Raw genomic sequence first — 13,699 nt, 5'->3', positions numbered from 1 at the left:
GGATCGACGTAGCCGCGGGCGATGACGGCATCGACGCCGCTCATGAGATCGTCGTAGTCCTGGCTCGGATAGTTTTGGTCGATAAACGCGGTGAAGGCATCGCCGTAACCGGTGCTCCCGCGTGGGTTGACGTAGACGACGCGTAACCGGCCGCGGCATAGAGTTGCATTTCGACGGAAAAGCGTCCGCCGTAGTTGGCGAACGGACCGCCGTGAATCTCCAGAATGAGCGGATACTTCTTCGCTTTGTCGAAATCAGGCGGCAACACGATCCAGCCGTGAATCTCTTGTTGATCGTACGAAGACTGATAGCGAAACGATTCGACGCGACCGAGTCGACGGTACGGTAGCAAGTCTTCGTTCAGCTGCGTGAGCCGTTGTGGCTCGGAACCGGCGACGGCGACGGTCGCGACGTCGGCCGGTCGCGTGGGATCGGTCTGCGTGAAGGCGATGCGACCGTCGTCGGCCACGGAGTACGAACCGCTCGCATAGGGTCGGCCGAAGTTCACACCGCCGACACCGGCGGCCACTTCCTCGACCTTGCCGGTCGCTAAGGAGACGAAGCCGACTTTGGTGTCACCTTCGTCCTCGTATTGGAAATAGATGCCCTGGCCGTTGCGAGCGAAGTGAGGATGGGCGACCTCGCGATCGAACGCGGTCGTTAAGCAGCGACGATTCTTTCCGTCGAGCGACATCACATAGAGATCGGTCTGGTGATAGCTGCGACCGACATCGTCGAAACCGACGAAGGCGAGTTGCTTGCCGTCCGACGAAATCGTCGGACTCGCGTCGGTGCCGCGGCGATCGGTCAGTTGCGTGATCGCACCATCGACCAGCGACACACGATAGAGATCGCCGTCGAGCGGTTCATGCTCCCAGTCGTCGCGGCGGTTTGCGGCGAAGACGATCGACTTGCCGTCGGCGGTCCACGTCGGACGCTCCCGATGATGGAACGAGCCGCTGGTGATTTGCCGGGGCGTGCCGCCGTCGGCCGGCAAGACGAACAGGTGATGGAAGCCTTCCTTCACATAGCCTTTGCCGTCGTCGCGATAGACCAACGTGTCGTAGAGTTTGAACGGCTTCGCCCACTCGGCTCCTTCCGGTTTCTCCAGCAGTTGGATATACGGCTTCCGCTTTTCGTGGGCCAACATCGAGAAGGCGAGGTGCTCACCGTCGGGCGACCACGACAGTTCTCCCGGCGCTTCGGTCAGGTTGGTGAGTCGCGCCGTCTGACCGCCGTCGATCCAGCGCACGAAGATTTGCGTGACCTTGTCTCCCTTCGCGGTGTAAGCGAGTCGTTTCCCGTCGGGCGACCAGCGGGGCGACGACGCGTCCACCTTCCAATCGGTCAACGGTCGATGTTCGCGGCCCTGAACGTCGACCAACCACAGTTGGGAACGCACCTTGTCGGTCATGATGTCGACGGAGTTGCGCAGGTAGGCGACTTGAGACCCGTCGGGCGCAATTTGCGGGTCGGAGGCGAATTCCAATTGGAAGACGTCGACCGGAGCGAACGACGGAAGAGTGCCCTTCGTCTGCGGGTCTAGCTCGGCGGCCGAACTTTCCAGGCCGGGACAAATCGACAAACACGTCGCCGCGGCGATCACGACCAGATGACGGAATTTCATCTACGTTCCTTTGGTAAGGCTAGTTCCTGAGCTCAATCCCAACACGGCTCAGATCGTCGTTTCAAGCCTCGGTTGATTCCCAGCGACTTGGCCCGATTTCAAGTTGATTTGAAGTCCATTCTTTCGTTCCAGCGAACCCTACAACCTTTACCGATCGGAGTCCGTATGTCTACCGTTCTGAGTTCCCCTCCCGCCGTGAATGTCGCCGGTGCCGCTCGTCGTCTCCGGACCACGATGGCCGCCGTTCGCCTCAGCTTCGTTTGGTTCGGTGTCCGCAAATCCCTCTCACCGCAACAGAAGGAAGAGGCGGCCGACTCCTTTGGGGCCGAAGGCTCCTATCTCTCGGCCGCCAAGAAGTTACTCGACGTCAAGCATCCCGCCTTCAAGTTCGTTACGACCGTGCGCGGCCGGGCGCTCAGCCTCTGGAAAGGAATGAGCTTGCCGTACCCCGAGCCGGGGATCCGATTGATACGCCAAGACGACGTGCCGGTCTTCGACGTGCAGCTCACTTCGCTCAAGGCTGAATTGGCCGAGGCAGTGTTTCAACTGGACGAACGGTACGGCGAGCTGAAGTCGGCGGCCCGTTCGAGACTGGGCCGACTCTACAACTCGACCGACTATCCCGACTCGTTGATCGGGCTCTTTAAGCTGGAGCACGACTTTCCGAGCATTGAAGCGCCGGAGTATCTCCGAGAACTGAGCCCGGAACTGTTCCGACAAGAGCAAGCCCGCGTCACGGCGCGGTTCGAGGAAGCGGTGCAACTCGCCGAAGAAGCGTTCACGGCCGAGTTCGCCAAGGTCGTGTCCCATCTGACGGAGCGACTCAGCGGCACGGAAGACGGCAAGCCGAAGGTCTTCCGGGATTCGGCGATCGAGAACCTGGGGGAATTCTTCGGGCGGTTCCGGGCGCTCAACGTCCGAAGCAGCGCCGAACTCGATCGGCTGGTCGACGACGCTCAGCGGATCGTGCGGGGCGTCGAGCCGCAGGCGCTGCGCGACAACACGCACCTTCGGCAACAAATCGTGACCCAGCTCTCCAGTGTGCAATCGGTGCTCGACGGTCTGTTGGTCGATCGGCCGCGACGCAACATCCTGCGCTCGCGGCAGGGGCAGGTGGCTTGATGCAACTCGTCATCGATCCACACGGCACCGTCCGTTGCGTCTACGACGAGACGATCGAGTTGGCGGCGCTCGGCCCGCTCAAGATCACACGTGGCAGTTACGTCGAGCCGACGTGTGACGGCCTTTGGTCGGCCGATCTCTCGGTCGTTTCTGGACCGCTCCTCGGTCCTTTCGTTCATCGTTCGGAGGCTCTGGCCGCCGAACGGTCTTGGCTCGACGAGCATTGGCTCGCTCGCAGCCGCTAAGCGTTCTCGAACGCTCTCTTTGTTTGCCGCTCCGCTCGGAGCGGTCGCCTCCGTGTTTTTCTTCCCAGGCGGTGCCGCGCGCATCGTCGTCTTTGAAAGGTCCCGATATGACTCAACTCGAAATGGAACGTGAGCTGGCCGCCTCCACCGGCGAATCGTTGTCGGAGATCCGTCGCCGCGGCTTCAGCCTTGTCGAGGTCGCGCCCGAGCCGTTGTCGATCGACTGGGACGAAGTGCAGCAAGTCGATCGCATGCGTCACAAGCCTCGTCGTCGGCCGGTCCGTCGCAGCTTAGCGGCGTAGCTTGCCATCTCGATCGCGATTCTCTTCACAACATTCTCGGCAGCTCCTGCTCGTTCGCCTTCACGCAACGTGACGGCGAGCGGCAGGGGCTGCCTTTCCTTCAGGAGAACTTCCTTGCTTACTATTTCGCGTTCCGTTCTCCGTCGCTTTCGCACGCTCTGCAAGCGCGGTGGACTGCACAAGTCGCCGGTCGCCGGCGGTCCAGTCGTGACGTTCGTCGGCGGCGCCGATGGTTGCCGCATTCAGGCGGCGTCGACCGACGTAGCGATCGAGTACCACGAGCCGGGCGACCACCCGCCCGAAATGATCCGACTGCCGCTGGCTGCGTTGGAAGTTTGCGAGGGCCGCGACGATGGGCTCGTCACGATCGAGGCCCACTCCGGCGATCAGATCCGGCTCTCGTGGAGCGATCGAGGCGTCCCTCGCCGGAGCGAACAGGAACAACCGAAAGCCGCAGGGACTACATTTCCTTCCGCGCCGCCGACATCGGTTGCCAACGGTTCCGATCTTTGGGCCGCGCTCGGCGATGCCGTGGCGACGACCGATGCGCAGTCCTCGCGTTATGCTCTGGGCTGTTTGCATCTCCGCGGCGCGCTCGGTCGCCTCGAAACGACCGACGGGAGGCAGGTTCTTGTACAGTCCGGCTATCGCTTCGGCTTCGAGGAAGACCTGCTCATCCCGGGGTCCAAGCTGCTCGGCAGCGCCGACGTCACGAACGGTGAGCCGATCGACGTCGGACGGACGGAGGAATATGTCGGCTTCGGCGTCGGCTGCTGGCTGATCCTGCTGCGGATTCAGAAAGACGCGCGATTCCCCAAGATCGATCAGATCTTGCCGAATCCCGACGCGGCGAAGTCGCGCCTGGAGTTATCACAAGTCGACGCGGGATTCCTGAAGGAGACGATTCCGCGGTTGCCGTGCGACGACACGTTGCACGACCCGATCACGCTCGACTTGAACGGTCGCGTGCTGGTGCGGTGTCGGGAGACGGCGGCGAGCCGTCCGACCGAAGTCTTCCTCGGCTCCTCGAAGCTCACCGGCGAGCCGGTCATCCTGAACACCGACCGCCGCTTCGTCGAGCGCGAGCTCAAGCTCGGCTTCCGCAGCGTTCGGCTCTACGGTCCCGATTCCCCGGCGATGTGCGTCGACGAGCATCGACGATTCCTGTGGGCCTTGCTCGACAAAGGTTCCGCCATTCCGCGGCACGACGATCCGCAACGAATCGACGCGCCGAGCCGAGCCGACGTCGTCACCGGCTCCACGATCATCACCACCAAACCGAAGGAGAAAGTCATGGCCGTCGCTCTTCCCGCCGTCACGAGATACACCGTGAAGCCGAGCGAAACGACGAACGTCCCTTCCGCGAAGCCCGTCCATGCTCGTGCCGCGGGGTCCGCCATCGAACAGGCCCTGACGCTGCGCGACACGTTGCACTCGGCCGCTCAGCAAGCCGGCGAATTGGCGCGTTCGCTGAAACAGCAGAAGCGGCAGTCCCGCATCGTCGCTTCGACGCTCGCCTCGCTCAAGGAGTTGCAGCGGGTGGCCGGCTAAGTTCCGAAATACTGCGTCACCTGCGTCATCTTCGTCACCGGCCGATGACGCAGGTGATGCAGGTTTAAGACGCCGCCCGGAGGACTTGGGTATTTTTTAATGAATGAGATCGCATTCGACTTCCTAATGCTCTCCGTACTCAAGCCGGAACCTTTGATCCGGCATTCTCATCGACTGACTAGGCTCCGCCGGACCGTGGATCATTTTTTACGATCCTCCGCCGTCGGGGTCTCCGCTTTCTTCAGCAACGCCGCTACGTCGACCCAAAGTTGAGCGAACGCTTTCCGTTCCTCCGCGGTGAATTTATCCATCGCCGCCTTATCGCGAATGCCGGCCAGATCAGAGTCTCGCTGCCAATGGCGCAGCTTTTGTCGGACTAGAGTACCACCGGCTAATGAACCGTTTGCGAGCAGCTTCGAGTACCCGGCGAGGTCGGCTTGGAGCCAGGAAATAGCTTGTTGGCCTAAATGAACTCGCTCTTTGTCGTCGAGCTTGGCGCTATTCTCAACCAATCCAGCGGCGGCCATCGCTGCATCACAAGCGGCTATATATCGCAGGCCCGATTTCGTGTCGTCGGCCAGCTTCGAGTCAGCGTCAAATACCGTGGTGTACAAGTCGACCGCTGCTCGATGCCGTTTCTTGAGCTTGCACCATTTCGCCATCGCGAGCCGCTCGACCGTGGTGGTGGGAGAGTAGGTGCCTTTCTCAAAGTCGGGGAATTTGTCGCGGACCGCCACCAGACGCTCGGCCAGCGCTAGATTGTCACGACGAGGGCCGGCACCCGTCGGATCCAGTTCAATCGCCTGCTTATAGCTGACAATTGCCTCTTCTAATCGGCCGGCATCCATGAATACTGTTCCCAAGTTATTGTACGTCGCGGCATTCCGAGGATCGAGCCGAATTGACGTTCGGAAGCAGGCGATGGCATCGTCCAAGTGGCCTTCTCTCATCAGTGCAAGTCCGAGATTGCCGTGGGCGGGGACGAACTTCGGTTCGAGTTGGACGGCTTGCCCGAGGTACGAGATGGCATCGGCTAACTGACCCTCCTCCATCAGTGCAGCGCCGAGGCCGGTATAAGCCTTGACCTCCATGGAGTCGATGGCGATGGCCCGTTTGTAACTGGTGATGGCTTCGGTTGCCTGCCCCATAGCACGCAACGCATTGCCTAGATTCAAGTGAGCTGTAGCGGAGGCTGGTTCTAGTTGGATGGCCTTACGAAAGCACTGAATGGCACCCTCGTAATCGTGCTTGTTGTCGCACAGAATGGCGCCAAGATTAATATGACCTGCGGCTTTCGTCGGGGCGAGATCAACAACTGTTCGGAAGTAAACGATGGCTTCGTCGATACGGCCGCTGGCCCACAGCGCATTTCCGATTTGAATATGAGCCTTGGTTTCCTTCGGATCCAGCTTGATAATTTCTTGATAGGAGGCGATCGCCTCGTCAGTTAGACCCTTGGTCCGCAACGCATTGCCCAAGTTGCCATGAGCCATGATTAATGCTGGGTCGAGTTCAATAGCTTTTCGGAAGGACACGATGGCCTCGTCCACCTTCCCCTTGGAAAGAAGTGCGGAGCCTAGGCCGCCGTGGGCCGAAGCCTTCGTAGGTTCAAGCTCAATGGCCCTTGCATAGGAAGCAAGGGACTCGTCCACCTGCTTAGTGTTTAGCAGTGCAACGCCTAGATTACTGTAGGCATCGGCGTCCTTCGGGTTCAATTGAATGGCTTTGCGAAAGCATAAAATGGCCGGGGCATATTCGTGCTTCAAATCGCAGAGAATTGCCCCCAAGTGACGGTGGGCTGCGGCGTTTTCCGGTTGGATTTCAATGGCTTTCTTGTGGCAGGCGATGGCTTCGTCGATCTGCCCCTTGCCGCGCTGCGCCACACCTTGACTGACAAAAGCATTCGCATACTTTGGGTCGAGTTCGATGGCCTTGCGAAAGCATAGGATGGCTTTGTCGTATTCTTTCTTGTTATCGCAGAAAATAGCCCCGAGCCCCTGGTGGAATCTGGCCTCCTTCGGCTCAAATTTGATCCCCTGCTCGTAGCAGGCGATAGCCTCTTCTACCTGGCCATGTTTTTTCAGCAAGTTGCCCAGGTTTATGCGAGCCGTGGCATACTTCGGCTCGATTTCAATGGCCCTCTTATAATTGGCGATCGCCTCGTCCGCTTGCTCATTGCCGTCTAGGGCGCTCGCGAGGTTCAGTAGCGCCCCAGGACTGTCCGGACGAATGGCAACGGCTGCCGTCAGGAAACGCACGGCCTCATCCGGTTCCGGGGGTGCCATGGTTTTCAGCAACTGCCCCAACCTATGGTTCACCCAGAAATCTGCCGGGTACCGTTGTTGAGTTCGCCGGAGCAATTGCGCAGCAATCTGTAGCGATCCGATATTTTCTAATCGCCAGGAAAGACGATCTAAAGATCGTGCCGGCAACTTGTCCACGTCAGCTGTGGTTGCAAGTTTCTCCAGCGCCGTCTGACGTTGTGCCTTGTCCTCGATTTTCCCGGTCTCTCGCATAACCTTAGTCCATCCGTCCTCCTCCGCAGCTACGAAAACTGCCTGCAGCCACTCCGCATGCGGCTCGACTCCTTTGAGTTTCGGCTCGCGCGCAAGGCTCCCCCACTCCTCGAGCGCTGCGAGCATCGTTTCACGCACAGCCCCCGGACGCTTCCGGATTAGTGCCGCCGCGGTTGCCGGCTCCCCCGCCCCCGCTGGTAGGCCATAGGCAGCAAATGCCGTGCGAAACATAGGAATCGCTCGCTCACTAGCAAACCGATTCTCCTCAGGCACGATTTCCGTCTGGGACAGGCGGGCTTCCTCCAGTGCGGCCAAAAGATTGCGGTCTTTTACTTCCTCATCCAGTTCAGATTGCAACTGCCGTACTTGCCCCTTCATAGCCGTATCGTCCAGGCCGTTTTCGACCAGGGCCAGCGCTCGTTGTGCCTGCTCCCGCGCCTGGGCAAACAGTGTTGCGCTACCCGTGGTTGTCGACTTCGCCTGCTCACGTAGAGCCGTCGCCTTGTTGACCGCCTCGTTCACATCGCGCGTCAGTTGAACCTGCCGGGCATCGCGGTCAGCCTTTACCCACAGCCAGCCGCCACCTCCCAAGGTCAGCGCCACAATTACCGTAGACGCCAGCGCCAGCGTCAGTCGGCGACGTTTTGCTTCCTCGATCGCGCGAGCGCGGGATTCCGCTTCGGCCAGCTCGGCTCGGCGTAAGCGAGCCTGCACTCCGTCCAAGTAGGCCGTCAAAGCGTCGGCCACGGCATTCGCGTTCTGGAGTCGATCGGCGGCTTCCGGCGTGAGGCACTTGCGTGTCAGGACGATCAACTCCGCATCAGCCCCGCAGTGATCCAATCGCCCAAAGGCATCCGCCAAGTCACCGTTGGCCGCCTTGCGACGAACTTCCTCGCCGGATCGGCCGAGGTACGGGGGTTTGCCGGACAGAATCTCGCAGAGGATCGCGCCGAGCCCGAAGACGTCGGCCCGGCGGTCGAGGTTGGCGATGTCGCCGTTGGCTTGTTCCGGCGGCATGTAAGCCGGCGTGCCGAGCAGAGAGCCGGCTTCGGTCTCAGTTCCGAAACCACCGGATGAATCGGTGCTGCGCGCGGTACGGATCGTGCTCACATCTTCCGGTACTTCCTGTTTACGGAGCGCCTGTGCTTGATCGTCGGTCCCGACATCGGCCAGCACCTTCGCCAGCCCCCAGTCCATCACCTGCACTTCGCCGAACGCGCCCACCATGATGTTTGCGGGCTTCAGGTCGCGATGAATGACTCCCTTGGAGTGGGCATACGCCAACGTCTGCGCCACCTGCAGAGCGATGCTCAAATACCGCGGGAGATCGGCCGTCGCATCGGCACGCTCACCAAGCAGCGCGGCGAGCGTCTTACCCTTCACCAATTTCATCGTGAAGAACGGTCGATCGCCGAAGCGGCCGACGTCGTAGACCGGCACCACGCCCGGATGTTGCAACTGGCCACCGATCTGGGCTTCTTCGATGAAGCGCCGTGCGACATCCGGCCGATCGGCGTATTTCTCCAACAGGACTTTGACCGCCAAGTCGCGTCCTAGATCGACATCGCGCCCCCGTAGCACCGCACCCATCCCCCCGCGGGCGATCTCGCCGGAGATTTGATAACGGTCTCCGGTCGCGGACCTCTGCGGCATCGCATCGGAATTCGGATCCACACCAGGCGCGCTATCGGCCTCGGCTTCGCGCAAGAGCACTGCGCGAATGCCGCCGAGACTCGACCTCGGCGCTGCCGATGGTGTCTCAAAGCCCGAAGCCGGTTTCGCTTCGAGCGGTTCGGCCGAGTTCGACGAAAAGTCGATGGTCTTGTTCGGATCTTCGGATTCGTTCATCGCTTGCGTCTTTGAAACCGGGAGAGGATCAACCACAACGGGGCCATTTTTACGCGTAAAAAAAACACGCGTCTCCGACGGGGTTAAGTCGGCGAGGCGGCATGGTGCTCGGTCACGATCTTCATTCTCAATCGGCGATCAGATCGACGGGAAAGTCGATGCCGCCGAAGTTCGGATGGGAGAGCGGAGTGAGATCGATGCGTATGGCGATGAAGTTCGTTCCAGAGCGCACGGATGACTAGGCGGCGATCTCACGGTTCGCATTCTCCTGTCGTAGCGATTGCCGGTCAATAAAAAGAGCAAGTTAAGAGACTTCTCAGGAGAAAAATAAAGACCGAAGTATTCAGCAACCGATCACCGTCCGCGACTTTGGACGATCTTCGTCGTCTACGTCACGACTTCTTCACCGTGGTAACGGTTGCGCGAATTAAGAACATTCTTCAAACTCAAAGGAACCAACATGCTCAAACTCAATGTCGGTTTTACGAAGAAGGTCGGTGAGGCCAATTACGGGTCGCGCGGTGCGGCCGTGAATCTAGAACTGGAGCTCGATTCCTCGCTGGCGGGAGATGCCGAGCGCTTGCGTGAACGGATCAAGCAACTCTTCGTCATGGCGAAAACCGCGGTCGACGAAGAGCTCGCCGGAACGAAGTCGACCGGGGCCTGCGCCAACGGTCACAACGGCGACGACAAGAACCACGGCCAAGCGAACAGCAACGGTCACGCCCCCGGCCGTCGTCGCGACGGCACGCGTCCCGCGACCGCCAGCCAAGTCCGGTCGCTCGGAGCGATTGCCGAGCGACAGGGGATCGAACTCGGCGACAAACTGCACGCGCGATTCGGCGTGCGAAATGCGGCCGAGCTGACGATCACCGAAGCGAGCGGCCTGATCGACGAGCTGAAAGGCGCGACGGGCAACGGAGGCCGCCGATGATCGGCGTGCCCGCACCGACCAAGGCGGCAACCAGTTCGCCGCCTTTCAAGCCAGCGACTTCGCACGGCCCGCGGGACGAATCCTCGGCGTCGAAGAAGAGCTGAGAGCGTCGATCGTTCCAGGATGTCCCGAACTCCTGGGGCGTCTCGACTTGATCGCCGAGACGAACGAGGCGGTCGTCGTTTCGGACCTAAAGACGGCTCGGTCGCGCTGGTCATCCGCCCAAGTCGAAGAGTCGTCCGAGCAGTTGTTGCTCTATCACGAGCTGGTGAAGACGTTCGTACCGAAGAAGCGCGTCCGGTTGCAATTCGCCGTCCTGACGATAGCGAACAAGCCGGGCCTGGATCTGATCGATGTGCCGGTGATTCAACAGCGAATCGACCGCACGAAGCGCGTCGTCGAGCGCGTGTGGCGCGCGATTCAAGCCGAGGTTTTCTATCCGGCACCGTCAGCAATGCAATGTTCGACCTGCGCTTACCGAACGCCCTGTCGAGACTGGACCGGCGTTTTCCCTTCCAACCAAGAAAGCACGCCATGATCTGGAACGACTATCTTCGGATGAGCGTGCTCTTACTAACCGCCGCTTGGGTGGCTTCATCGGTGCTCGGCCGGGGTGGCCTGCTCACCGTATTCTTATCGCTTTGGCTCTTGGGCCGACTTTGGCTGGTGCAAAAACCCCTCGACGTTCCGCCCGTGCTGCGGCGATCACGAAAGAGGTCCGATCCGAAACCGCATTAGCTGAGAATAACAACCACACGGCTCGTCCCGTCCGGTCTTCGGGCGGGACGAGCCGGCTTTTTCTAGCTATTGCAAGTTCGCAAAGCCTCATCGGGCACACTGAGGGTGGCAGGTTTCACGGACAGCACGATCACCCGCCCATGCGTACATCTTCGAGGCTTCGCGACGGCCGTGACTCAGAGAAGCGGTTCGTCGTTGGTCGACACTTGTTCCGTATCGATACGCCATTATGATGGGAAGTCGTTCGCGAAAGTGAGCTTCGTTCCCTTGAACCTTTTTTGTTGGAGATGCGACACGGGCCAAAGCGGCCGTTTTGAATAATTCGATAACGCGCGTGTGCGTTAAGTATCTGCTTTCTCGAAAACGACCAACCTGAGCCGTAAGGCTCTTGAATAAGTGAAGCAGTACTTGGACCACGCTCCCGTAAGGGGGCGTCGGCCAGGTGCTGTTCACTTATGCCCCTTGGTCGGGGTTCGAGGAGCGGTCTTGGTTCGGCGCTCCTTTTTTATTGGAGTCTGTGGAGTCAAGACCGGCAGATGCCTGAAGACGACCTTCGTCCTTCATTCCGAGGCATCATGAACATCACCGGCTCCGAACGTCGCGCTCAACTGATCGAGTGGGCCGAGAACGTCCGCGACGCGATTCGCGCGGATGACGCAGGTGCGGCGGCTGCGATCGATCAGGCAATCGCGCAGTTTCGTGAGGGGCGGTTTCTCGTCACGATCCTCGGCAAGGCGAAGCGCGGTAAGTCGACTCTGGTCAACGCGCTGCTCGGCCGTCGCGACGACTCACTGGCTCCGATCGATAAGCTCCCGGCGTCGAACGTCATCTCGCGTTTCATGCGGAGCGACACTCCGTTCGCGCGCGTGCATTATCGTTCGGTCGACTCGACCGCCGCCGGGGAGACGATTTCGCTGGAGCGAATTCGGGATTACGTGACGGAAGAAGGGAATCCCGGGAACGATAAGAACGTCGAGACGGTTGAGATCGGCGGACCGTTCGAGAACTTCGATCCGGACCTCGTGTTGGTCGACACGCCCGGCGCCGGCAGCGTCCATCGCTACCACGACGAATTGTTGCAGGCCTTTATTCCCCGTTCGGATGCGGTCGTGTTTCTCGTCACGGCTAACATGCCGATCGACCAAGACGAGCTTGAGCTCCTGAAGAAGGTGAAGGCAGCCGACATCGCCAAGATTCTCTTCGTCGTCAACAAGGTCGATGCTTCTTCGGAAGCAGACATCGTCGACGCCGTCACGCACAATCGGCGCTGCCTGGCGCAAGTGGGAATCGCAGTCGACGAGATACACCGCCTCAGCGCCAAGTCCGCTCACCGGGGAGACACGGAGAGTTCCGGTCTCAATCGGCTCGCGGAGGCGCTGCGGCAAACGATCGCCGCCGGGAAAGGGGCGATCATCGAGCAGCGATTCATTCGGCGAGCGATCGATGCGGCGACTCCGATCTTTCGCGCTCGCGCCTGCGAGTTGTCGCTGGCGGAAGCAGAGCCGGAGGAGCTGCGCCGCCGGCAGGAAGAATTCGCCGCCGCGCGCGGACGACTCGCCGAACGAGAGACGCGGCTACCGCAAACCTTCCTGCGACGTTGGAACGGCGCACTTGATGAGTTTCAGGCGAACGTCATCGTGGCTCGCGAATCCACGAAAGCCGCCGCCGCGGACTTGGTACGAAATGCGTCCCTCATGAGCGTCTCGCGCCTCACTCGCGATTTGCCGAGCCTGTTGCAACAGTCGATCGATGCCGCTTTGGCGACTCCCGCCGAAAAGCTGGAGTGTGAGTTGCAGGCCGCATGCCGTGAATTGGAAGCCGGCTATGAATCCTGGTCGACCGAACTGATGGCGATGTCGGCCGGTGCGCGCGGCGATGCGACGATGCTCGTCGGGACGGCTGCGGCCCTGGCGGCCGGTTTCGGGATCGTTTCCGCCGGCCAAGCGGCCGTGGCGGCGGCCGTAACGTACATCACCACGCCGACGATCGTGGGAGGTTTATTGCAATCGCTGATCGGCACGTCGGCCGGCTTCATCACTTCGACCGCCGTGCCGGTCGCGGCGCCGGCGTGGGTCGCAATGGCGGCTCCGTTGGGATGGACCGTCGCCGGGATCGGTTCTCTGGCAATTCCATTCGCGTGGGCGCTGGCGAAGTCGAAGCAGAAAGGTCGGCTCGAAACCGATGCCGTCGCTCAAGTCGCGACCGTGTTCGGTTTCATTATCGACGAACGGATTCCTCAACTCCGCCGCACGGCTGAAGCATATCTAGACGAGTATCGTGGCCGGTCGCGCACTGAAGAATCACGACTGGAGGAGGTGTTTCGACGCGCAAAGCAGCCGCTCGATGCGGCGCTGATCGCCGTTCGCCGACAAGAATGCGAACGGTTGCAGGGTCTACTTGCCGGTCCGTTACGACTGACCGATGGTTCGGTGAATGGGGGAGCCCGCGGATGAACGCGGAAGAGTTGCTCCTCCTCACCGACGAGCTCTGGCTCGGTTGTTCCGAGTCGGCCGATTATCACCGCGCCGTGCCCGAGGTGCGCGACGTCTGGCTGCAGGCGACGAAGGTCCTCGGGCTGATTCGCCGCCGTGCGACCATGCAGGGGCGGTCGATCATCGCGTTCGTCGGTGCCACGAACGTCGGCAAGTCCACGCTGCTGAACCGACTGCTCGGCGAAGAACTTGAGACCTGTTAGGAGAAGCAGCTTATGGGACTGACAATGGACGTACTCGAGGCAATGGCCGGAAGGGTCGGTGCAGCTGACCTGCCCCCACGCGTGATACCAAGTGTTGCGTTAGTTTCTTCAAGAATCAAGC

The 13,699-nt window shown here is 60.6% G+C and carries 10 protein-coding genes; 8 read left to right on the top strand and 2 right to left on the bottom strand.

Annotation, left to right across the window (positions count from 1 at the left end; genetic code table 11):
• Positions 1-40 precede the first annotated feature (40 nt).
• The gene (locus K8U03_09595) at positions 41-1,627 is read right to left on the bottom strand and encodes a DPP IV N-terminal domain-containing protein (protein MCE9605139.1); all 1,587 of its coding nucleotides are present in this window, start codon (positions 1,625-1,627) and stop codon (positions 41-43) included.
• A 165-nt stretch (positions 1,628-1,792) separates the two neighbouring features.
• Between K8U03_09595 and K8U03_09590 the strand changes: the two genes are divergently transcribed.
• The 4 genes from K8U03_09590 (at position 1,793) to K8U03_09575 (ending at position 4,847) form a co-directional block, all read left to right on the top strand.
• Positions 1,793-2,749: a hypothetical protein gene (locus tag K8U03_09590; protein MCE9605138.1), complete on the top strand. Its 957-nt coding sequence runs from the start codon at positions 1,793-1,795 to the stop codon at positions 2,747-2,749.
• Positions 2,749-2,994, top strand: coding sequence for a hypothetical protein (locus tag K8U03_09585; protein ID MCE9605137.1), 246 nt, complete (start codon positions 2,749-2,751; stop codon positions 2,992-2,994). The genes K8U03_09590 and K8U03_09585 overlap by 1 nt, the downstream gene beginning before the upstream one ends.
• A gap of 107 nt (positions 2,995-3,101) precedes the next feature.
• A complete protein-coding gene (locus K8U03_09580; GenBank protein ID MCE9605136.1) occupies positions 3,102-3,296 on the top strand; it encodes a hypothetical protein in 195 nt (64 codons plus the stop codon).
• 114 nt (positions 3,297-3,410) lie between these two features.
• Positions 3,411-4,847, top strand: a complete 1,437-nt coding sequence (locus K8U03_09575) for a hypothetical protein (GenBank protein ID MCE9605135.1) — start codon at positions 3,411-3,413, stop codon at positions 4,845-4,847.
• Between the two features lie 200 nt (positions 4,848-5,047).
• Here the strand turns inward: K8U03_09575 and K8U03_09570 are convergent, their stop codons facing one another.
• Positions 5,048-9,211, bottom strand: coding sequence for a tetratricopeptide repeat protein (locus K8U03_09570; protein MCE9605134.1), 4,164 nt, complete (start codon positions 9,209-9,211; stop codon positions 5,048-5,050).
• A gap of 460 nt (positions 9,212-9,671) precedes the next feature.
• Here K8U03_09570 and K8U03_09565 point away from each other — a divergent pair, with 460 nt between their 5' ends.
• From K8U03_09565 to K8U03_09550, 4 genes are all read left to right on the top strand, one after another.
• Positions 9,672-10,145: a DUF3072 domain-containing protein gene (locus K8U03_09565; protein MCE9605133.1), complete on the top strand. Its 474-nt coding sequence runs from the start codon at positions 9,672-9,674 to the stop codon at positions 10,143-10,145.
• A 79-nt stretch (positions 10,146-10,224) separates the two neighbouring features.
• Positions 10,225-10,683 (top strand): PD-(D/E)XK nuclease family protein, encoded by a 459-nt coding sequence (locus K8U03_09560; GenBank protein MCE9605132.1) that lies wholly within the window; start codon positions 10,225-10,227, stop codon positions 10,681-10,683.
• A 775-nt stretch (positions 10,684-11,458) separates the two neighbouring features.
• On the top strand, positions 11,459-13,336 hold the full coding sequence (locus tag K8U03_09555) for a dynamin family protein (GenBank protein ID MCE9605131.1): 1,878 nt from the start codon (positions 11,459-11,461) through the stop codon (positions 13,334-13,336).
• Complete coding sequence (locus K8U03_09550) at positions 13,258-13,578, top strand: 50S ribosome-binding GTPase (protein MCE9605130.1); 321 nt, start codon at positions 13,258-13,260, stop codon at positions 13,576-13,578. Before K8U03_09555 ends, K8U03_09550 begins: the two co-directional genes overlap by 79 nt.
• The last annotated feature ends 121 nt before the right edge of the window (positions 13,579-13,699 follow it).

The organism is Planctomycetia bacterium (assembly GCA_021413845.1).
In the GTDB taxonomy this organism is placed as follows: domain Bacteria; phylum Planctomycetota; class Planctomycetia; order Pirellulales; family PNKZ01; genus PNKZ01.
This window is presented reverse-complemented; position numbering and strand designations above follow the sequence as displayed.

What these genes read in the sequence shown, in the direction of transcription:
- K8U03_09595 (MCE9605139.1), bottom strand. Translation starts at nt 1,627, where the DNA reads ATGAAATTCCGTCATCTGGTCGTGATCGCCGCGGCGACGTGTTTGTCG.
- K8U03_09590 (MCE9605138.1), top strand. Translation starts at nt 1,793, where the DNA reads ATGTCTACCGTTCTGAGTTCCCCTCCCGCCGTGAATGTCGCCGGTGCC.
- K8U03_09585 (MCE9605137.1), top strand. Translation starts at nt 2,749, where the DNA reads ATGCAACTCGTCATCGATCCACACGGCACCGTCCGTTGCGTCTACGAC.
- K8U03_09580 (MCE9605136.1), top strand. Translation starts at nt 3,102, where the DNA reads ATGACTCAACTCGAAATGGAACGTGAGCTGGCCGCCTCCACCGGCGAA.
- K8U03_09570 (MCE9605134.1), bottom strand. Translation starts at nt 9,211, where the DNA reads ATGAACGAATCCGAAGATCCGAACAAGACCATCGACTTTTCGTCGAAC.
- K8U03_09565 (MCE9605133.1), top strand. Translation starts at nt 9,672, where the DNA reads ATGCTCAAACTCAATGTCGGTTTTACGAAGAAGGTCGGTGAGGCCAAT.
- K8U03_09555 (MCE9605131.1), top strand. Translation starts at nt 11,459, where the DNA reads ATGAACATCACCGGCTCCGAACGTCGCGCTCAACTGATCGAGTGGGCC.
- K8U03_09550 (MCE9605130.1), top strand. Translation starts at nt 13,258, where the DNA reads ATGCGAACGGTTGCAGGGTCTACTTGCCGGTCCGTTACGACTGACCGA.